The organism is Serratia sp. T13T92 (genome assembly GCF_047530105.1).
In the GTDB taxonomy this organism is placed as follows: Bacteria; Pseudomonadota; Gammaproteobacteria; order Enterobacterales; family Enterobacteriaceae; genus Chania; species Chania fonticola.
Genome location: NZ_JBLJAK010000035.1, coordinates 1 through 21,058 on the forward strand (window position 1 = coordinate 1; position 21,058 = coordinate 21,058).

At 50.9% G+C, this 21,058-nt stretch carries 20 protein-coding genes; 4 read left to right on the top strand and 16 right to left on the bottom strand.

What is annotated here, in order from left to right:
• The first annotated feature begins 708 nt into the window (after positions 1 to 708).
• The gene (locus ACMV5I_RS22600; RefSeq protein WP_021805874.1) at positions 709 to 1,053 is read left to right on the top strand and encodes a YejG family protein; all 345 of its coding nucleotides are present in this window, start codon (positions 709 to 711) and stop codon (positions 1,051 to 1,053) included.
• Positions 1,054 to 1,062: 9 nt separating this feature from the next.
• On the opposite strand, the gene yejF is transcribed toward ACMV5I_RS22600, so the two are convergent.
• The 8 genes from yejF to ACMV5I_RS22640 all read right to left on the bottom strand — a co-directional run bounded on the left by yejF (position 1,063) and on the right by ACMV5I_RS22640 (position 11,371).
• Complete coding sequence (yejF, locus tag ACMV5I_RS22605; protein WP_414825303.1) at positions 1,063 to 2,658, bottom strand: microcin C ABC transporter ATP-binding protein YejF; 1,596 nt, start codon at positions 2,656 to 2,658, stop codon at positions 1,063 to 1,065.
• A gap of 1 nt (position 2,659) precedes the next feature.
• Positions 2,660 to 3,685, bottom strand: coding sequence for an ABC transporter permease (locus ACMV5I_RS22610; RefSeq protein WP_121607326.1), 1,026 nt, complete (start codon positions 3,683 to 3,685; stop codon positions 2,660 to 2,662).
• Entirely contained in the window at positions 3,682 to 4,776 is a 1,095-nt protein-coding gene (locus ACMV5I_RS22615) for a microcin C ABC transporter permease YejB (protein ID WP_141132568.1), read from the bottom strand. Before ACMV5I_RS22615 ends, ACMV5I_RS22610 begins: the two co-directional genes overlap by 4 nt.
• A gap of 10 nt (positions 4,777 to 4,786) precedes the next feature.
• On the bottom strand, positions 4,787 to 6,595 hold the full coding sequence (locus tag ACMV5I_RS22620; RefSeq protein WP_024484954.1) for an extracellular solute-binding protein: 1,809 nt from the start codon (positions 6,593 to 6,595) through the stop codon (positions 4,787 to 4,789).
• A 134-nt stretch (positions 6,596 to 6,729) separates the two neighbouring features.
• Entirely contained in the window at positions 6,730 to 8,319 is a 1,590-nt protein-coding gene (locus ACMV5I_RS22625; protein ID WP_202809857.1) for a cyclic di-GMP phosphodiesterase, read from the bottom strand.
• Between the two features lie 331 nt (positions 8,320 to 8,650).
• Positions 8,651 to 9,232 carry a bifunctional murein DD-endopeptidase/murein LD-carboxypeptidase gene (gene mepS, locus ACMV5I_RS22630; RefSeq protein ID WP_414825304.1) on the bottom strand — a complete coding sequence of 194 codons (582 nt, stop codon included), beginning with the start codon at positions 9,230 to 9,232 and terminating at the stop codon, positions 8,651 to 8,653.
• Positions 9,233 to 9,646: 414 nt separating this feature from the next.
• Positions 9,647 to 10,351, bottom strand: a complete 705-nt coding sequence (locus ACMV5I_RS22635; protein ID WP_202809858.1) for a phosphatase PAP2 family protein — start codon at positions 10,349 to 10,351, stop codon at positions 9,647 to 9,649.
• Positions 10,352 to 10,396: 45 nt separating this feature from the next.
• Positions 10,397 to 11,371 (bottom strand): CobW family GTP-binding protein, encoded by a 975-nt coding sequence (locus tag ACMV5I_RS22640; protein ID WP_121607323.1) that lies wholly within the window; start codon positions 11,369 to 11,371, stop codon positions 10,397 to 10,399.
• 315 nt (positions 11,372 to 11,686) lie between these two features.
• Between ACMV5I_RS22640 and ACMV5I_RS22645 the strand changes: the two genes are divergently transcribed.
• A complete protein-coding gene (locus ACMV5I_RS22645; protein WP_024528050.1) occupies positions 11,687 to 11,995 on the top strand; it encodes a type 1 fimbrial protein in 309 nt (102 codons plus the stop codon).
• Between the two features lie 319 nt (positions 11,996 to 12,314).
• Positions 12,315 to 12,626 carry a type 1 fimbrial protein gene (locus ACMV5I_RS22650; protein WP_121607322.1) on the top strand — a complete coding sequence of 104 codons (312 nt, stop codon included), beginning with the start codon at positions 12,315 to 12,317 and terminating at the stop codon, positions 12,624 to 12,626.
• 61 nt (positions 12,627 to 12,687) lie between these two features.
• Here the strand turns inward: ACMV5I_RS22650 and ACMV5I_RS22655 are convergent, their stop codons facing one another.
• The gene (locus ACMV5I_RS22655; protein WP_202809860.1) at positions 12,688 to 14,169 is read right to left on the bottom strand and encodes a mannitol dehydrogenase family protein; all 1,482 of its coding nucleotides are present in this window, start codon (positions 14,167 to 14,169) and stop codon (positions 12,688 to 12,690) included.
• 341 nt (positions 14,170 to 14,510) lie between these two features.
• Here ACMV5I_RS22655 and uxuA point away from each other — a divergent pair, with 341 nt between their 5' ends.
• Positions 14,511 to 15,701 carry a mannonate dehydratase gene (uxuA, locus tag ACMV5I_RS22660; protein ID WP_024484962.1) on the top strand — a complete coding sequence of 397 codons (1,191 nt, stop codon included), beginning with the start codon at positions 14,511 to 14,513 and terminating at the stop codon, positions 15,699 to 15,701.
• A 38-nt stretch (positions 15,702 to 15,739) separates the two neighbouring features.
• Here uxuA and yeiP read toward each other — a convergent pair whose 3' ends face one another.
• The 7 genes from yeiP to ACMV5I_RS22695 form a co-directional block, all read right to left on the bottom strand.
• Positions 15,740 to 16,312 (bottom strand): elongation factor P-like protein YeiP, encoded by a 573-nt coding sequence (gene yeiP / locus ACMV5I_RS22665; protein ID WP_021805861.1) that lies wholly within the window; start codon positions 16,310 to 16,312, stop codon positions 15,740 to 15,742.
• A gap of 122 nt (positions 16,313 to 16,434) precedes the next feature.
• Positions 16,435 to 17,679: a tryptophan permease gene (mtr, locus tag ACMV5I_RS22670; protein ID WP_414825305.1), complete on the bottom strand. Its 1,245-nt coding sequence runs from the start codon at positions 17,677 to 17,679 to the stop codon at positions 16,435 to 16,437.
• Between the two features lie 526 nt (positions 17,680 to 18,205).
• Positions 18,206 to 18,502: a DUF1240 domain-containing protein gene (locus ACMV5I_RS22675; RefSeq protein WP_414825311.1), complete on the bottom strand. Its 297-nt coding sequence runs from the start codon at positions 18,500 to 18,502 to the stop codon at positions 18,206 to 18,208.
• Positions 18,503 to 18,625: 123 nt separating this feature from the next.
• Positions 18,626 to 19,195, bottom strand: coding sequence for a DUF1240 domain-containing protein (locus tag ACMV5I_RS22680; RefSeq protein WP_349775020.1), 570 nt, complete (start codon positions 19,193 to 19,195; stop codon positions 18,626 to 18,628).
• Positions 19,086 to 19,565: an Hcp family type VI secretion system effector gene (locus tag ACMV5I_RS22685; protein WP_024484964.1), complete on the bottom strand. Its 480-nt coding sequence runs from the start codon at positions 19,563 to 19,565 to the stop codon at positions 19,086 to 19,088. Before ACMV5I_RS22685 ends, ACMV5I_RS22680 begins: the two co-directional genes overlap by 110 nt.
• A 25-nt stretch (positions 19,566 to 19,590) precedes the next feature.
• Complete coding sequence (locus tag ACMV5I_RS22690; protein WP_284121298.1) at positions 19,591 to 19,986, bottom strand: DUF1240 domain-containing protein; 396 nt, start codon at positions 19,984 to 19,986, stop codon at positions 19,591 to 19,593.
• 1 nt (position 19,987) lies between these two features.
• On the bottom strand, positions 19,988 to 20,941 hold the full coding sequence (locus ACMV5I_RS22695; protein ID WP_284121299.1) for a hypothetical protein: 954 nt from the start codon (positions 20,939 to 20,941) through the stop codon (positions 19,988 to 19,990).
• Positions 20,942 to 21,058: the final 117 nt, after the last annotated feature.

Sequence of the window (21,058 nt, forward strand, 5' to 3'; positions counted from 1 at the left end):
TGGCCGTAATTTGAGAAACATAGCAGGCTGATTTTAAAGAGAATTTTTCCGAGTGCCCTATTGATTCGCTTGAAATAATTCCCATAAAAAACAGTAAGATGCCGAGTTGTGTATAAGAGACAGCTCCTTGGGGAGAGGGTTAGGGTGAGGGAGATCAAATGCAATTAGACCCCAATCTACCTGCTTGCAAGTTTAAGTTTGTTGCTAAATATATGCAGGCTAACTAAACGGCAATCAAACGAACTGTAGTTTTTTTGTTAAATATGGCAGAGTTATTTTCCCAGGTGGCCAGAGGTGCAACCCGCTGGCTAACAGGGCGTTTCCTTGGCGGTTAATCGGGCTAATATTGTTTTAAATCAAAATATTATTGATTTAACCTGCCTCAGGTGTTTGAGCGAGATGTATGCACAATGTAAAATTATACCGATTGTAAAGTAACCGCATTGCAAGAAAAAAATGTTGAGATCGCGGCGGGAAAGGGTTACATATAACGCAAAAATGCGAGCTGAGTCGCAAAACGCCGTGAGAGAACCTTCTACGGTGGAGAAAAACTGAGTGATATCAGCAAGCCCAGGATGTGGTTAATTGTTTGTTGCAAATTTTACTTTAAAATAACATTTGTGGGCGGCAAAGTCGGATGATCCCGGCTATAACTAAGACATCCTGTGATGTAAAAAGTGTTTCATCTTTTCATACTAGGGATTTCATGTGGATAGTTTCCAGCTTTCGGTAGTGCATCGCTTGCCGCAAAGTTATCGTTGGCTATCAGGTTTTACCGGCAGCAAGGTTGAACCGATTCCGCTTAGCGGCATAGACGAAGATAACGATCTGATCGGCCTCAAGCTGCTCAGCCATGACGGGCGCGAAGCCTGGCGGGTCATGCAGCAGCTCAACCTGTCTCTGCAAGAGATCCAGGTCAACTGTTCCATCGTTGAATGGGAAGGCGAGCCTTGCCTGTTCGTTCATCAATGTGATGAAAGTGCCGCTATGTGCCGCTTGAAAAACGTCGGCGCGGCGATTGCCGAGCAGCTCAGCGCGCAGTACCCCTTCTGAATGATGCCGCTAATCAACCAACTGCAATAACTGCTGCGTATAGGCAGCAGCAGGTGTGTTGAAAATCATCTGGCAGTCACCCTGCTCCACGACTTCTCCCTGACGCAGTACGATCACCTGATGGCACAACGATCGTACCACCTGCAAATCATGGCTGATAAACAGATAGGCCAGCCGGTGACGAAGCTGAAGCGACTTCAGCAGCGTCAGGATCTGCGCCTGCACTGATTTATCCAACGAGGACGTCGGTTCATCTAGGATCAACAGCTGTGGTTGCAGGATCAGTGCGCGGGCAATAGCGATACGCTGGCGCTGCCCACCCGAAAACTCCGTGGGATAACGATAGCGCAGGGCCGGATCCAATCCGACTTCCTCCAACGCCTCAATCACCCGCTGTTCGCGTTGCTCGGCGGTCAGTTGCTGATGGATCTCCAGACCTTCGGCGATGATTTGCAGCACGTTCAGGCGTGGATTCAGCGCGGAATAGGGGTCCTGGAACACGATCTGCATCCGGCTGCGGTAAGGCAGCATCTGCTGGTTATTGAACTGATGCAGCGGTTGGCCATCAAACCAGATCGCACCTTTGGAGCTCAACAGGCGCAGTAGTGCCAGGCCAGTCGTGCTCTTGCCTGAACCCGATTCACCCACCAGCCCCACACTTTCCCCAGGCTGTATTTCGAAGCTCAGATCTTTCAGCGCGTAGTTCTGATCGACAATGCGCCGTAACAGGCCACGTTTGATCGGGAAGCTGACCTGCAGGTGTTCCACTTTCAGCAGCGGCATGGGCTTATCGCTGGCCGGTAGCGGCAGAGGCTTGCCCACGTCTTCCGCAGCCAATAGCTGACGGGTATAGGCGTGCTGTGGGGCGCTAAACAGGCCGTCACGGCTATTTTGCTCTACGCACAACCCTTGGCGCATTACCGCCACGTTATCCGCCAACCGGCGCACGATGTTCAGGTTGTGGGTGATGAACAGCAATCCCATCCCCAGCTCCTGCTTTAACTCTTTCAGCAGCATCAGGATCTGCGCTTGAATGGTCACGTCTAGCGCGGTGGTCGGCTCATCGGCAATCAACAGCTTGGGCTTGGTCAACACCGCCATGGCGATCATTACTCGCTGACGTTCTCCGCCGGAGAGTTGATGGGGATAGTCCTTCAGGCGCCCTTTGGCGTTACGTATTCCCACCCGATCCAGGCACTGAATAATTTCGGCGCGGGCGCTGTCACGGCGCATACCCATGTGGAGCATCAGCACTTCGGCCAGTTGCTTTTCGATGGTGTGCAGCGGGTTGAGCGACACCATCGGCTCCTGGAAAATCATCGAGATCTGGTTGCCACGTACTTTGCGCAGTTCGGCTTCCGATGCATGTAACAGTGAGTTGCCGTTAAACAGAATATCCCCACCGGGATACACCACCGGCGGGGAGGGCAACAGCCGCAGCACGGAGAGCGCGGTGACGCTTTTGCCTGAGCCTGATTCACCCACCAACGCCAGCGTTTCCCCTTGTTCCACCTGTAACGAGACGCCGTTGACCACCTGATTCAAGCTGCCTCCCTGGCGGAAGGCGATGCTGAGATCCTGAATAGCGAGCAGAGGAGTGGTCATATTAATGCGCCTTGCTTGGGTCGAAGGCGTCGCGCACCGCTTCGCCGATAAAGATTAACAGTGAGAGCAGCACCGCCAGTACCAGGAAGGCGGTAATGCCCAACCACGGAGCTTGCAGGTTGTTTTTGCCCTGTAAAAGGAGCTCACCCAACGAAGGCGAACCGAGCGGCAAGCCGAAGCCGAGGAAATCGAGAGAGGTGAGGGTGGTGATCGAACCGCAAAGAATAAACGGCAGGAAGGTCAGCGTGGCCACCATGGCGTTAGGCAGCATATGGCGATACATAATCACGCGATCCGGCACGCCCATCGCTCTGGCGGCACGAATGTAGTCGTAATTGCGGGTACGCAGGAATTCGGCACGTACTACGCCCACCAGGCTCATCCAACCAAACAGGATGGTGATGCCTAACAGCCACCAGAAATTGGGTTGGATGATGCTGGACAACAGGATGATCAGGAACAGCGTCGGCATCCCCGACCAGACCTCGATCAGCCGTTGCCCCCAAAGATCGAATCGGCCGCCGTAATAGCCCTGCGTCGCTCCCGCACAGATACCAATCACGCTGGAACACAGCGTTAGTGCCAACCCAAACAGCATTGAGATACGGAAACCGTACAGCACCCGGGCCAGCACATCGCTGCCATTACTGTCGGTGCCGAGTAGGTTCTGGCGTGACGGTGGGGACGGGAAGGGCACTTCAGTGGCAAAGTTGATGGTGTTGTAGCTAAAGCGGATCGGGGCCCAGATGGCCCAGCCGTGTTGCTCAATCTGCTTGATAACAAAGGGATCCTGAAAATCGGTAGTGGTATTCAGCTCCCCGCCGAAGGTCTTTTCGCTATAGTTGACCATAAAGGGTACATACAGCCGGCCTTCATAGCGCACCAGCAACGGCCGGTCGTTGGCGATCAGGTTGGCGGCCAGGCTGAGCGCAAAGGCAGCCAGAAAAATCCACAGCGACCAGTAACCACGGCGGTTGCTGCGAAAACGTGCCCAGCGGGCCTGATTGATGGGGCTTAAGCGGCTCATTGACGGCCCTCGAAATCAATGCGCGGATCGACCAGGGTATAGGTGATATCGCTGACGATATTCAACAGCAGGCCGATCAGGGTAAATATGTAGAGCGTTCCGAACATCACCGGATAGTCGCGTTGCAGGGTAGCATCGTAGCCCAGCAGACCAAGGCCGTTGAGCGAGAACATCACTTCGATCAACAACGAACCGGTGAAAAACATGCTGATAAAGGTGGCCGGGAAACCGGCGATCACCAGCAGCATGGCGTTACGGAACACGTGGCGGTAAAGGATCTTCTTCTCGTCCAGCCCTTTGGCGCGGGCGGTGACCACGTACTGTTTGCGGATCTCATCAAGAAACGAGTTTTTGGTCAGCATGGTCAGGGCGGCAAAGCCACCGATCACCGTTGCCAGCACAGGCAGGGTAATGTGCCACAGATAATCGGTGATTTTACCGTACCACGGCAGCGTGTCGAAGTTGCTGGAAACCAGCCCGCGCAGCGGGAACCAGTCCAGATAGCTGCCACCGGCGAATAGCACGATCATCAGGATGGCGAACAGGAATGCCGGAATGGCGTAGCCGATGATAATCAGCGTGCTGCTCCAGGTGTCAAAGGCGCTGCCGTTGTGGATGGCTTTGCGGATCCCCAGTGGGATCGACACCAGATAGATGATCAGCGTACTCCACAGCCCCAGGGATGCGGAGACTGGCAGGCTCTGGCCGATCAGTTGCATGACCGAGGCACCGCGGAACAGGCTATCGCCGAAATCGAGGCGCATATAGTTCCACAGCATGGTGAAATAGCGTTCGTGCAGCGGCTTGTCGAAGCCGTAACGCTTGGTGATCTCGGCGATCACCTCGGGATCCAGGCCGCGTGAGCCACGGTATTGGCCTTCGGCCACGTTGCCCGCGCCAGCCTTCATATGCCCAAGGCCTTCACCCGCGCCACCGCCGCCAAATCCGCTGGTTTGCCCCATCTCAATGGAGGCAATGGCCTGATCGACCGGCCCACCGGGGGCGATTTGCACAATGAAAAAGTTAATGGTGATGATCGCCCACAGCGTGGGGATCACCAGCAGTAATCTGCGTATCAGATAAGCGGCCACCTGAGGCTCCTTATTGCCGTTGCGCCGGCAAGCGTGCCGCCTTGTTGACGTCGAACCACCAGTTGTCGAACCCGATCGAATAGGCCGGGCGTACCGCTGGCGAAGAGAATTTGTCCCAATAGGCGTAACGGTCGTGATTGGAGTACCACATCGGCAGCATATACATGTTCCAGGTCAACACCCGATCCAGTGCGCGGCCAAGGGACAGCAACGCTTTTTCATCCCCTTGATGCTTCATGATCTGCTCTATCAGGGCATCGACGGCTGGATCGCTGACGCCAGGGCTGTTGTAGCTGGAATTCAGATATTCTGTGGCCCAGTAGATCTGCAGGTTGGAGTTGGGGAACGGCATAGCGGGGTAGACCCTCGGCATCATATCAAAATCACGCTCGCGCATACGGCGGGTGAATTGGCTGATGTCGATCTCACGGATCTGCATATCGATACCCAACCGCTTCAGGTTGTGCTGGAAAGGCAGTACATATTGGAAATTGCTGCCACTCGGCAACATCAGTTCAAAGGTAAAGGGTTTACCGGTTTGACTGTTAACCAACTGCTGGTTTTTCACTTCCCAACCGGCCTGTTTAAGCAACTCGGTGGCTTTCAGCAGGTTAGCCCGGTCATTGCCGCTGCCGTCGGATGTTGGAGGCTGATAGATCGAGGTAAACACTTCTGCTGGCACTTTGCCTTTCAGCGGGGCCAGCCAGGCCAGTTCCGCAGCGTCTGGGTAACCGGTGGCCGCGTATTCGGTATTCTGGAAATAGCTGTTGGCGCGCTGATAGGCATCGTAATACAGCGCCTTGTTCATCCAGTCGAAGTCGAAGGCCAGGGTAATGGCTTCCCGAACCCGGCGATCGGCGAAAATTGGGCGCTGGATATTGAACGCTAACCAGCGGGCATTCTGTGCCGCCTGATTGGTTTCATCCTGTTTGATGATGAAGTTGCGAGCGAAGTTGCCGCCCTGATACTGGGTGGCCCAGCTTTTTGGCGAGCCTTCGACGCGGAAATCGTAAGCCCCGGCTTTAAAGGCTTCCAGCGCCACCTTATCGTCCAGGTAATAGTCGTAACGCAGCGTATCGAAGTTATAGCGCCCACGATTCACCGGCAGATTGGCGGCCCAATAGTCACGTACGCGCTCATAGGTAATATATTGGCCCAATCGGTAGCTGCTGATTTTATAAGGGCCACTGCTTAGTGGGGGAACAGTCAGTGGCTCATTCAGTTTATGGTCTTTCCAGAAGCTTTCTGGCATCACCGGCAGGCTTAAAAGGCCGAGTAGCTGATCTCTATCCGGTTTGGGAAGTTCTATGCGAACAGTCAGACGGGAGATGGCCTTGACCGTGACGCCTTTATAAGACGAACGGAATTGCGGCACCCCTTCGGTCATAAATTTGTTGAAGGTGAAAGCCACGTCGGCGGCGGTGATCGGGCTGCCATCATGGAAGCGCGCGCGTGGGTTGATATCCAGCTCCATCCAACGCATATCTGCCGGGTAACGAGCCGATTCCGCAATCAGCGGATAATAGCTGGAAGGTTCATCGTCCGAGCTGGTGAACAGCGTATCGTAGAGTTCCCCGGTTCTTTCACCGGGTACACCGCGCAAGGCGAAACGGTTGAAGTTATCATAGGTGCCGATGGCTGCCAGCCGAACGTCGCCGCCCTTGGGGGCCGCTGGGTTCACGTAGTCAAAATGGCTAAAGTCGGTGGAATATTTCGGTTCACCGAGCGTGGCGAAAGCGTAGCTTTCATTAAGGGTTTCGGCCTGCATGCTAAAACTGAGTGCCGAAAGCACCAAGGCAGCAAAAATGCGTACGGACATCTCTACGGTAAGCTCCTGCTAGCTATACCCGTCGCCTTTCAAGCCATGGCTTGAAATACGTCGGATATAAGTCAATTAATCCAGCCGGTAGCATAGCATTTCAGGCTGGTTTTCTGAGTAAAGAAGTTTAAATATCAGGGATTAACTGCGGCCCGATAATCAAAAACGGCCTTATTCTGGCAAAAGGCCACAAACTCCTCAATACCCAGTGGCTTACTGAAATAATAGCCCTGCATAAAATTAACGTCGCGTTCTTGCAGAAAATTCACCTGTTCGGCGGTTTCAACGCCTTCCGCCACGGTCAGCATTTTCAGTTTTTTAGACAGCGAGATCACAGCGTCCAGGACGGGAGCGGTCGCCGTATCCTGGCCGATGGTATTGACGAAACCGCGGTCGATCTTGAGGTAATCCAGGGTAAAGCGTTGTAGATAGATTAAGGCGCTGTGGCCGGTACCAAAGTCATCTACTGCGATTTCAACCCCTTGGCGATGTAGCCAATCAAACTCTTCCAAGGCGTTTTGTTCTTCCACCATACCGCGCTCGGTGATTTCAAACACCACGGTGAAATAGTCGGCCGGCAACTTAGCCAGCAGCTCGGTGATATCGTCATGGAACGAAGGCGCATTAAGGTGGGAAGGGGCAAGATTGATGCCCAGTTTTGCTCCCCGTGGCAGAGCTTGCACCAATTGCGGGATATCGGCCACGATCCTACGGAACAGGTGGCGGGTCAGCGCTACGATCAACCCTTCGCTTTCGGCATAGGGGATAAACAGATCGGGTGGAATGCGCCCCTCTGTGGGATGTTGCCAGCGGATCAATGCCTCAAGGCCGGCGATGGTGTTGGTTGCGGAGTGGAACACCGGTTGATATTCAACAAAGATCTCATTGTGTTTGATGCCTCTCATCAGCGCGCGTTCGGGGCTTTGACGCAGTATCTGCATGTAGTAATACAGCACGCCCACCATCAGGGAAAGCACCAGGCTACCCAGTACGGTCAAACGGATATCGTTAGCCGTCAGGGATTGGTGATAGAAGATCATACTCAGTGGATAGCCCGGGACGGCTAGCTGGTTGGCGTGGCTTTTAGGTAATTGCGCCAGTGGCAGCATATTCGAACTGAAGGTGGTTACCGCATGCCCTCCAATCACGATGGCAAATCCGGGAGTATCTCTATCACGTGAACTGAGCAGCAGGTAGGGGGCCAGGGTGAGATCCAGCGTGGCTAATATGCCGGTATTGCCTGGCCCTGGTTGGCGCAGCCACACGGCAATCGCCGGTTTTCCGGGCACCATCGGCGTGCCTTGTTGTAATGCCATATCCAGTGGTTTATGCCAGTCGATCTCGGAATAAATATGGCTCATCCGCAGCATCATGTTACCGGTTGCCGAGGAGCAATAGGCAAAACCGTCTTTTACCAGAACAAAGGTGCGTACACCGGCGGTAAAAGCGGCACGGTAGGTCAGATCGGACTGGGCCTGTTCGCAGGGTTTACCGGTAAGCGGCATGATTTGTTGCATCATTTCTTGCAGATGATCGAGGTAATTAACGGCAAATTTTTGCGTACGGTTTTCGATTTTATGCTGATATTGCGAGCGTTGATGATTGATCAGAAATAAAGTAACAGAGGTAAACACAATGAAGAAAACGACCGCGACAATAGCGCTTTTAGTCAGGCTACGCCGTGTGTTGGACGCATGGCGTGCAAATGCTCCCTTCAATCCCATTACTCGCCCCCTGAGCGCAGCATAAAAATATTATTGTTATATTGCTGGTGATTAATATATCCCACCGATCCTGCCTGCGTCATTATTCGTTTGGCTCGCACTGAGGCTGTCTGTTTAGACATAGCGTAAATAGCGCGTTACGAAATGGCATGTCACTTGACGATAATAGGCTATTTTTTCAACCGTTGCGTGGTTTATGGCACTGTGATAATCGAAAATAGCGATGCGGGTTTGTTCGGCGCCAGCGTTACAGTGAAAAAAAACGCTGCCCTGGGGCAGCGTTCTCGTCTCGTTTGTTTGGCTTTCAGGACCAGATTCAGATACTACGCCGTTAGCTGGAACTTTTACCCAGTAACCGGCGGCCTTCACGATAACGTTTATCCCAATAGTTATCCGAAAGGCTAGAGATTGTCACACCACTGCTGGTAGAGGCATGAACGAATTTGTCGTTACCCAGATAGATGCCGACGTGGCGGCCAGTAGAACCGGCGCGGAACAGCACTAAATCACCTGGGCGCAGTTTAGCTCGCTGGATTTGCTTGCCCATATCTTCTTGCTGATAGGTTGAGCGGGGCAAATCCATACCAAACTGTTCGCGGAAGGTACGTTGCACAAACGCCGAGCAATCAATGCCTCGCTTGCTTTCACCGCCTAAACGGTAGCGGACGCCTTTCCAGTCAGCATACTGGTCCATAATCTTTGACTTGACGTCAACGTTACGCACCATCGCTTCGAATTCATCCTGAGAGGCTTGCAGTAAAAGACCGTTTTTGTCATTAACTGCATGCATCTCAGTTTGTGATCTATCTAACTTCGAAGTGTTTGTTGAGCTACAGGCGGAGAGCACCAAGGCTGCCGCAATTGCAGGTAATACCCGCAAAAAATATCTCAGAAAAGGTTGAGATTTGACCATTGTAATTGTTTTCCCTTGAAGTCCTTAACGACGCAAGTCGTTATCTGAAAAATACCAAACGAAACGAGACTAGTTGGCACCGGCAGGAAGGACAATCAGTTAGCATCGGAAATGTGCAGGAACGCACAGTTTTCGGATTTTTACTAACGAGCCAAGCTAAACCAGGCACAAACGCATCCGAGAGTACCGGAATGACGTGAGGATTGCGAGCCTTTTCCCGACATTCTTTATATGAAATTGTGATGTAACATAATGTAAATCTTCATATAAAAAATCGCGGTTCGGCGGTTATGTTGGATTGACGTTAATTAATGGGGTAGGCATGTTAACGGTGTGGTTGTTGAGTAAACAAGATGCGACAGGTAAATAACCGAGAGGCGCGGGCCTCCCGGCTATCATAATCTAAAGTTATGGCTACGTTGGACGATACTTACCGGGTAGTTTGCAGTTCAACCAGTGGATCACAACATCGCTGGCCGGTGTCATCAGCCACCAACTGGTACCGACCATCACCACCGACAGCGAGCCGACGGCAATATCGGTGAACCAATGTGCGCCGATCATGATGCGTGGCAGGCAGAAGACCAGGGTGATCAGCAACGCGATGGCAAATGCCGTGCGGTTAAAGTAGCGCAGCATAAAGCAGGAGAAAATCATCAGCATCATGCCATGATCGCCAGGGAAGCTGTCGCTGGAGGCGTCTTTGGTGGGGATGCCGGTGAGTTCGCTGACCCGGTTGATATTGTCAAAGGTCAGGGTGGGGCTGGCGTGTTTTACCGGCAGCAGGTGACCAAACTGGTTGAGCACCACCCCCGTTAACAACATCACGACGCCGGTAACGATCAGACGGCGGCGGCCAAAGGCATCCTGCTTGAGGTAGAAGTAAAGGTACAGCAGCCCCATGGCGATGAGCGAAATGACGTCGAATATCCGATTGTTGGTGATCGCCACCATTCTCAGAAACCAGGCATCGCTGGCCAGATGTTGGTTGAAGAAGAAAAAGATTGCTGAGTCAATCTTGAACCAGAACCCGTGATCCGTGGGTAAATACCAGGAAAGAAATAGCACGATGCCCAAGACGTTGAGCATGAGGATGAAGGGTAAATTGCGGCGTGTCATGGCTAACCTGTAAAAAATCAAAAAATAATGCCAACGTTAAAAGCATTAACTTAAACGGATGTTAAACAAGGCCGATTGCAAAGCATTCCAGTTGGCCTCGTCGCTGTGGATCAATTCGATACGGCTGTCGAGCGGAGCTGCGGGGCGCGTCTCGATACTGAGATCCTGCCCTTGGCGGTTGATCAGCAAACTGCCTTCGGCAATGCGAACCACCGCCTTGGCCCGATCAACCGGTGCTAACCTGATCCATTCCATCATGCCGACGGTATCAAAGACGGTTTCCCCATCGAAAATCCAGCCGCAGCTGGTGAATCCTTGGCCTTGATTAAGGGCGCGGCGCCAGCGGGAGTTTTCAGGCAAACGCAACGCTGCCAATCCTTGGGTCTTGGCGTGGCTATGATGATGCTGTGCGTCCGGCAATTCTGTGCAATTGGTGCGTGGCCGATCCAACAGCTTGATATCCATGCGCCCTTGCTCGATGGAAAAGACCGGCCGCTGCTGGCCATGCAGCGTTTGCCAGGCTTCCAATGCCTGGACATCTTGCGGCTGCCAGGTATCCATTTTATTGGCGATGATGACGTCGGCTGCGGCCAGCTGATCGCGGAAATTTTCATTTTCGCTATAGCGAGATTCGTTGAGTTGGCGGGGATCAAGCACACAGATCGTTGCCAGCAAATCGATCCATCCGCCATAGGTTTCCTGGGTCAACAGCGCCAGGATCTGCTTAGGGTGACCTAATCCAGTGGGTTCAATCAGTAACCGATCGGGTTTGGCCTGTTGCAGCAACATATTCAACCCTACCTGCATAGGTAGTCCGTTAACGCAACACATGCAGCCACCGGGGATCTCTTTCAATATCGCTCCGCTGTCGGCCAGCAGGGCGCCATCGATACCAATCTCGCCAAACTCGTTGACCAGCACGGCCCAACGCTCATTTTCCGGCTTATTGGCCAACAGGTGTCGAATAGTGGTGGTTTTCCCGCTACCGAGAAAGCCGGTGATCAGATTGGTTTTTGTCATTTGGAAATTCCCGTTAATGATGTTTTCAATTGATTAAAAGTGGGCAATTATTTGCTTTTTTATCGCTATTGGCCAATAGGAGGGGCAGATCACAAATTTAAACATGAAAACCGCCCATTTTTGGCGTTTTTTTTTCGCTAAAAAGTTAGGACTTTTCCCATAAAAAACGTGGCATTAACAAAGTCAATTGTACCGTACCGTATTGTTTCCACGACCTTAATGTACCGATTAGCCATGAAAAAAACCGCCTATCCTTGCGATTATTCCTAAAAAAATAACCTATCTTTAAAGTGGCTTAACAAAAGTGAGGTTGCCATGAATAGCTTACGGTTAATTATGATCGCAGGAGCGTTGTTTTCATGGATGGCAGCAAGTCATGCGGGTTCCACAGGTGGTGTTATCAACTTCGTGGGTGCCATTGTCGAAGGGCCTTGTACGGTAGATGTTAGTAACTCAACGGCGAATACCCAATGCTATCGTAACGGGCATAACTACACAGGCACGCAAAGGCTGGCAAGTTTTGATGCCAGCAGTAAAGAACTTCCGCTGAATATCGGTACCACCGAAATGCGGTGGGTAGATCAGCAAAAAAAACTCGCAATAATGACGGTAATTTATCGTTAAGTCCTCTAGTCATGCCGAGTGGGGCTCGGCATGACTTCCCCAGATCCCGCATGTTGATTCGTTTTCTCCACACCTTTCATAGCCTAACCGACTGACCAGGATTGCGCACGTCAAGCCGTCTTCACAGCAGGCCGTTGCTGGATATCAAATTAAGATTTTTCCGGCTTGAAATCTGTATTTTGCAGCAATAAATTATGCGCCGCCAGAGAGGTGGTGTTTCATCTAACTAGATGATAAATAGATAAAACCTCTCTAACTTGCGTTTAATCCAAGAACTTTTTTTCAGGTTTATATTGGTTTAATAACAAGTGAGGTGACCATGAAAAGCTTACGGTTGTTTTTGATCGCAGGAATGTTGTTTTCATGGCTGGCAGCAGGCGTGGCCAATGCAGCTACCGGTGGCGTGATCCACTTCTATGGCGCCATTGTCGAAGGCCCTTGCACGGTGGAAGTCGCTGACTCAACGGCGCAAACGCAATGCCATCGCGATGGGCAAAACTACACCAGCAAACATCAGTTAGCGAGCCTGGAGAGCGGTAGCAAAGAGCTGCCAATGAATCTCGGCAAGAGCGAGATCAAGTGGTTGGATCAGCAGAAAAAACTCGGAATAATGACGCTGGAATACCGTTAATCTAAATTCAAACGTCAGGTGGCCGTCATGCCTGGCAGATTGGCATGGCGGCCGATAGGGATCAATTCAACTGGGTGTTTACCCAATCTTTTACCGTCTGGCGTGCCCCTCGATCGCGCAATGACAGATAGGCCTGTGTGACCTCCGCCACAAACGCACTATCCGCTGGCAACTGCTCGCCAAACACGCTTTTCAACGCCAGCAACGCGGCCACGCGGGGTTCACCGTCCTGTGAGCTGCTAACGGCCTGCTGCAACGTGGCCAGCATTGGGTCGCGGATATCAATCGGTTGCCCGGCGTCATCAATCCCTCCGACATAACGCATCCAGCCCGCTACGCCAAGCGCAAGCCCCGCATGGCTGCCGCCATATTGCCGATGCCAACGGATCGACTCCAGCAGGCGCTGAGGCAACTTTTGCGTGCCATCCATAGCGATCTGCCAAGTGCGGTGTTGCAGTGCCGGGTTGCTGTAACGTTCGATCAACTGCTCCGCGTAGGCGGCCAGATCGATGCCAGCGACCTGCAGCGTTGGAGCCTGCTCGTTCAACATCAAATGGTGCGCGGCGCGGCGATAATTCTCATCCGCCATGCAGTCAACAATGTATTGGTAACCCGCCAGATAGCCGAGGTAGGCCAGGAAGGAGTGGCTGCCGTTGAGCATCCGCAGTTTCATCTGCTCGAACGGCAGAACATCGTCCACCAGTTGCACACCGGCATCCTCCCAGCGTGGGCGGCCAGCAACAAAATTATCTTCCACCACCCATTGAATGAAGGGTTCACAGGCGATAGCGCATTCATCACGCACGCCACCCAGGGCTGTAGCAATTTCATCCAGCGTTTCTGGCGTAGCGGCCGGAACGATGCGATCGACCATGGTGCTGGGGAAGGTGACGTGTTGAGCGATCCACTCGGCCAGCTGTGGATCGCGCGCTTTGGCCAGCCCGGTCACCGCATTGCGCACCACGTGCCCATTCTCTGGAATGTTGTCGCAGGACAGCACGCTAAAGGCAGGTAGATGGCGCTCTCGACGTCGGCGCAGTGCTTCCACCAGGATCCCCGGCACCGTGGTGGGGTGGATCGGATTAGCCAAATCGGCTTTGATCGCGTCGTGTTGCAGGTCCAATTGGCCGCTACCCGGTTCGATGCAGTAGCCTTTCTCCGTTATGGTCATAGAGACTATCGCTACCTGCGGCTCGGCCAGCTTTTCCAGTACGGCGTCGATGCCTTCCAATTTGCGATGTACGCTTTCGTGAACGGCCCCCACCACGATGGCCTGATCGCCCGCCGCGCCCTTTTCCAACACGGTGTAAAGATGATCCTGATCGCGCAGGGTCTGGAAAAGTTTATCTCCGCCGAACAGGCTGATCTCACAAATCCCCCAATCGCCGCCGTTACGGTTGAGTACCCTGTCGGTCAGCAATGCCTGGTGAGCGCGGTGAAAAGCCCCAAAACCCAGGTGAACAATTCGGCTGCGCAGGCTCTGGCGATCGTACTGGGGCAGTTGTGTCTTGGCGGGCAACGGTGAGTTGGCGATAGTTTTCATTAATGGCTCCATGACGAGAGCAAGGGCAGGTTGATCGCTTGCATAAAGCTATCAGACCAGTTAGCTGCAGGTGTATGCCCGGCTCTCGCGTATCTGTTAACAACCGCCAGTGTAGAGCGGTAGAGAGGTGAATAAAATTGGTCAGTCCAAAATATCCCAGGATCGTGAGTTGGATCAATCAATCGACGTTTCTGTTTTGACAGCATGCCGCTAATCAGTAAGGTTAAAGATGAATGATATCTACTGCAATGTGGTATAACAGGATTGATTTGATTTTGCGATCTACCTCACCACTGATACCGCTTCAACGATGACAGAGCGACTTTTACAAGGATAAATCAATGGAACAAACATGGCGTTGGTATGGGCCGAACGATCCGGTTTCGCTGGATGATGTGCGTCAGGCAGGTGCGACCGGCGTAGTGACCGCGTTACACCATATCCCAAATGGCGAAGTGTGGCCGGTTGAACAGATCAAGGCGCGTCAGGCTCTGTTGGCGGAAAAAGGGCTGGTGTGGTCGGTGGTGGAAAGTATTCCGGTGCATGAGGAAATTAAAACCCACAGCGGCAACTACCAACGTCATATCGCCAACTATCAACAATCGCTGCGCAATCTGGCGGAATGTGGCATTGATACCGTGTGCTACAACTTTATGCCGATCCTCGACTGGACGCGTACCGATCTGGAATACCAACTGCCAGATGGGTCCAAGGCCTTACGCTTTGATCAGATCGCCTTTGCGGCCTTCGATCTGCATATCTTGTGCCGTAGCGGGGCGGAAAAAGATTACACCGACGAAGAGCAAGCCCAGGCACAACGCTATTTCAAGGCGATGAGTACGGCAGATATTGCCAAGCTGACCGGTAACATCATTGCCGGCTTACCTGGGGCGGAAGAGGGATACACGCTCGATCAGTTCCGTGCCCGGCTGGCGGAGTACGATCATATCAATAAGGCGCAACTGCGTGAAAATATGGCCGTCTTCCTGCGCGCTATCGTGCCGGTAGCGGAAGAGGTGGGTGTCAGGTTGGCAGTGCATCCCGATGATCCACCTCGTCCAATCCTTGGCTTGCCACGTATTGTTTCCACCATCGAAGATATGCAGTGGCTGAAAGAGACGGTAGATAGCATCTATAACGGCTTCACCATGTGTACCGGTTCTTACGGCGTGCGCGCGGATAACGATCTGGTGCGGATGATTGAAACCTTTGGCGATCGCATTCACTTTACCCACCTGCGCGCTACCTGCCGCGAGCAAAACCCTAAAACCTTCCATGAAGGGGCGCACTTACAAGGGGATGTGGATATGGTAGCGGTGGTTGAAGCTATTCTGACTGAAGAACAGCGCCGTCATAAAGCGGGTGATCTGCGGCCTATCCCAATGCGACCAGACCATGGTCATCAGATGCTGGACGATCTGAAGAAGAAAACCAATCCGGGCTATTCGGCCATCGGTCGGTTGAAAGGTTTGGCGGAGGTTCGTGGGGTCGAGTTGGCGTTGAAGCGGCGGTTTTTCCCGGAATTACTCTAGCAAAGCAGGGCGCACTCAGGTTGCGCCCCCACCGTTGACTAATCTGCGCGGCTCATATAGCGGCGTTCTGCAATATGAATGCGGATTTTATCACCGCTGCTCAGGTACTCAGGTACCAGAATGGTCAGGCCGGTCGCCATGGTGGCCGGTTTGTTACGCGCACTGGCAGAAGCCCCTTTGATGCCCGGAGCGGTTTCAACAATTTCCATATCCACGGTCTGCGGCAGTTCCAACGCCAGCACCTGGCCATCCAGCGTCAGTACCTGCATACCCGGCAAGCCCGCTTCAGGGATGAACAGCAGCTCATCTTCGATCTGATCTTTCTTGAAGATATAAGGGGTGTAGTCTTCATCGTCCATGAACACATACTCTTCGCCGTCAATATAGGAGAAGTTTACCTTGCGGCGGGACAGGCTGATGGTGTCCAGAATATCATCACCTTTAAAACGCTCTTCTACCTTCAGCCCGGTACGGACATCGGAGAAGCGCATTTTATACAGCGTGCTGGCACCACGGGCGCTTGGGCTCTGGACATCGATGTCCTTTACCAGCAGCAGTTTGCCGTTGTAATTGATTGCCATACCGCGCTTGATTTCGTTCGCTCTTGCCATTGGAATACCCTGTCAACATAGATTTTAGGAAGTTGCGACAAGTTACTCGCGCCGTGCTTTTCAGGCAAGAGCCGCGCGCAAAAAGAGTGGGGAAAACGGGCGGCCGTGGCCGCCCCTGAGGCTTATTTGAACACCGGCAGCAGATCCAATAGCGTTAGCACGTGGGCCACGGCGTTAATCGCCCCAAACAGGATGATGAACAGGATCATGCCTTGGCCACCGGGAGCACGGTAGCTGGCCTGTGGGAAACGGCGGCGGCTGGCGCGTGCCATCATGGCAGGAACGATCACAGCCCAAATGGTGGCGGCCAGCCCAGCAAAGCCGATGGCGTACAGGAAACCGTTCGGGAACAGTAACGCGGCCAGGGTTGGCGGCACGAAGGTCACCAGTGCCGATTTGGTGCGGCCTGCCTGGTTATCCTTGAACTTGAAGAAGTCGGCGAGGAAATCAAACAGCCCCAGCGACACCCCCAGGAACGAACTGGCCAGCGCCATATAAGAGAAGGCGTTAAGCAGTTGGCCTACCGCATAGCTACTGGAAACGTTACCCATCTGCTTGAGCAGGCTGCCGATGTTGCCCCCTTCGGCGATCACCTGCTTGAAGGCATCACGGGCGATATTGCCCTGGATCACATACTGCCACAGGATATAAATCGCCAGTGCCAGTAAGGTACCGTATACCAGGCTGCGCACCACGGCACCGCTGTCTTTCTGATAATACTTCACCAGGCCGGGCACGTTGCCGTGGTAGCCGAACGAGGTCAGCAGGTAAGGCAATGCCGCCAGTGCATAGGGCAGGTAGTTGGCGTCGCTGCCACCCTGGTTGAACAACACGGCAGGCTGCACGTGGGTGAACATATCACCGACGGACAACACAAAGGTGATCACCATACCGCCGATCAGAATGGTGCTCAGGCGATCCACGGCACGGGTGGATAACCAGACGATAAAGGCCACGACGATGGCAAACACCAATCCAGACAAGGTTTGGTTGGACCCAAAGACACCTTCCAGCGTATGGGCGATGATCGAGCCGCCCGCCGAGATATAGGCATAGGTCAGAATATAGAGTACGAAGGTGATCGACAGGCCGTTAAGGGTATTCCAGCCTTTACCGAGCAGATCTTTGACCACGGTGTGGAAGCTGGCGCCCGCCGGATAATTCATGGTGGCTTCCAGGATCATCAGCCCGGAGATCAGCATACAGAACCAGGTATAAATCAGCAGCGCCACGGAGCCGCTGAACCAGACGCCAGAAGTTACGATAGGAATAGAGAACATACCTGCACCTACGGCGGTGCCGGCAATGATCATCGCGCCACCGAGTACGGAAGGGCGGGAAAGCTTCTGGATGGTGTCCGCAGACATTATTGCTCCTGATTGGCCGTTGGCCTTGAGTTCTTTTGTACTAGCTCAATGGTACGTGCGCGATATGTGCATGTAAAGCGGATATTTGGGGGGATTGGTGCAATCTTCAGCGGTTAGGAGCGCTATTTTGGTGGTTTTTCCCTTCACCCCAGCCCTCTCCCACAGGGAGAAAGGGCTGTAATAGCGTTGTGGTCAGGAGCAGAAGTCTGTCTGTGGCAGGTTCAACATTCCGATATGCAAGATGGCGTTATTGCACCTCCGAGCTCGATTCACGCTTTACCCCTATCCCGAAGAGCGAGGAATTGGTACGGCGTTTTGTTCAGGTGCGGGAGTCAGCTTGTGGCATGTTAAAATTTGTCCCATGCAAGATGGAGCTTTTGCGGTGCCGAGGCCAGTTGCTGACGTTAGTTTGTAGCACATTCAGTCCCCTCTCCCTGTGGGAGAGGGCTAGGGTGAGGGGCATCACTTTACATATCGTGATGTATTTCTTTGCTTAATTGGCGGGTATAGCGGGAAATGCCACTCATCAACAAAGTGATAAATCTTTCACATAAGTCGTTGGTGACATCCAAGAGATTTTATCGCATGTGAAATAGCCATCATGTATGAGTTTGTAGTTTACATACAGAGATATAGGAATACTAAAAATTAATGATGCGAACGCTATCATGATTAAATACTTGCTGATTATTGTATTATATTTAGGCTGCCTGTCAAAAATAAAGAAAAAAACAGAGCAAGAAAAAGTATAGAGTATCAAAGGCGTTGCAAAAAAGCAGATTAATACAGAGGCTGAAAATGTTATTTCATCCTCCATCAACATCAATGAAATAATGTAACTGTAAATCAATAGCGATAAGCATATGAATATTGCCAGCAATGCTAATGCCCCTAATATTTTCCAGTATCTGTTTTTCACACGACTATCCTTAGCTTATCGAAAACATCACTGGCAAAGTGATCGATTGGTGACATAAGTTGTTGGTGATTGCCATGATATCCTGTCACATGTTAAATAACCGGTATGCTTTAGTTTATAATCAACATATAAAGCAATGGGTAAGCTGATAACAAATGAGGTAAACATTAGATAAACCAAATATCGAGTGATTCCTTTGTCGTATTTTGGGCGCTTATTGAAAATAAAAAAATATATACCGCTAAGCATGGCATATATTAGCAGTGGGCTGGAAAGGAAAACCATAAGAACAGATGCGGAAAATGTTATCTCATCTTCCATGAATACTAATGATACTACATATTGATAGGTTAGTAATGCTGCGAATGAACATAGTATAAAGAGCACTGTTGCTAGCAATATTTTAACGTATTTATTATTCATAGTAGTCTTAATGTTGATATGTTCAATAAGTAGCCACCAGAAAATCTGCTGGCTATTCACTAAATCAATAAACTCTCTCATCCCATATACTATAGCCCGATGTGCCTGAAATATTATGCTGCCAATCAATGCTTGTGTAGGATAATGAAATGATCTCGTAGGGCTGACCATCATTTTGTGTAAGTGCATTTGGGCAGTGCTGGGTGATGTCTGAGATATAGGCATCCTTAAGCTTTATAGTATAAAAAACTTCTAGAGTCCCAGCAGGATTGACACGGTACATGTATAATGCAATTTGTAATTTTTCATTATTTGATATTGCCATTCCAAGCAAGGGCGATGATTTGTCAATCGGCTTGGTTATTCTGACTGGCTGGTGGGATACATTTTGCATTCTGGATATATTGTGATCGAAAGCAAGAATGTAAACTTGATCCTCATGTCCTTTTTGACATCGATTGCCAATGGAGTCAAGAGTCGAGCAACCAGCGGATATCAAGCCTTGCTTAATACCGTTGATACTTGCATAAATCAAATTAGCCATAAATCCCTCTATGTTATAGTAAACATCATTTGCAAAGTGATAAATCTTTTACATAAGTCGTCGGTGACATCCAAGAAATTCTGTCACAGGTCAAGTAGCCATCATGTTTAAGTTTGTAGTTTACATACAAGGAAACCGGTAAACTAAAAAGGATTGATGCCAGTGTTAGCTTAGTCAAATAGTTGATCGTTATCTTATTATGCTTAGGTAATCTATCAAAAACAAAAAAATAAACAGAACCAGATAAAACATAGATTAACAAAGGTGAAGAAAAGAAAACAATAAATACAGATGAGGAGAATTTTATTTCACTCTTCATTAATATTAACGAAATTACGTAACTGCATATAAATAAAGATATGCCAGTAAATATCACCAGTAATACTATTGTGCCGAATATTTTCCAATATTTATTTTTCATGTTACCTCCCTAAACTATTAAGGATGTGTTGGAAGTTTGCTTCAGGTGTTCGTGGCTTCACTTTCATTCTTTCTTTCAGTAACGCTATAATTTTATTACTTAGGCCATAATGTTCATCTATATTGTCTAAAGTTAAAACTATTGCAAAGCTAATGGCGAACAATACTGCTGCAATCACAATAATGCTTCCACCTACAATTGCTGTTGCAGTCAATGCTACACCTAGAGCATAAGATGCAACAGTGGTAATGGCGAGTTTAGCCATATCCACAGTTATATTTCCGATAAAGTCGGCCATAGTATATTCATCTTTGAAAATACTTTCTAAAATGCGATATCCCACAGAGAAAAGGATACAAAAGCGTGCGCCTCTTACTATCCCTGTATTAATGCCTTGCTGCCCAATACCCATCGCTAACATTTGTGGGTGGTTGGCCGCATACCGTGTGCCAGTAATGGTTCGTCTAAGGCCAGCATAACCTGAAATATGAATAAGGTTCACGCCATTTGCCCCTGTGAACAGCGTGGCCGTTATGCCTATTCTCTTGAACTCGATGATGACATCATATAACCCACGCGCATCATAGATATTACCGGCATAAGTAGAAATAGGATCTGTCACTTTAAAGACAGAGGAGACGACATTTTTGGGTTCAATACCTCTGGCGAAGGCATCGCCAGGACTGGTACTCTGGTGCTCAAATCCTCTGGCGAACGCCTCTCCACGACCCAGGCTTGGGCTTTTTGGGCGGCGAGAGTCGAGGTCTTCAAGGAGTCCTTTTGCCTCAGTGAGGGTGAGAACGACGTGATATTGCGTGTTATCGCTTAATGCTTTCTCTAAGCCGATAGAATCAAGGAACTCATGCTGGGGTTTTAGCTGGTTGATCCCGACATTACCCTTCAGGAAGTCCCCCATGTAGCCTTCCCAACTTGGGTTGAAATTTTTATCTGACATGATCTCACTCCATTGATAGTTCTAAGCTTTCCACTCCTTGAAAAATAAACTCTAGCACTATTGGTAAGAATTGTGAATGAGTATAACTTAATGCGGCGTTCTGCTATTGTCTCAACC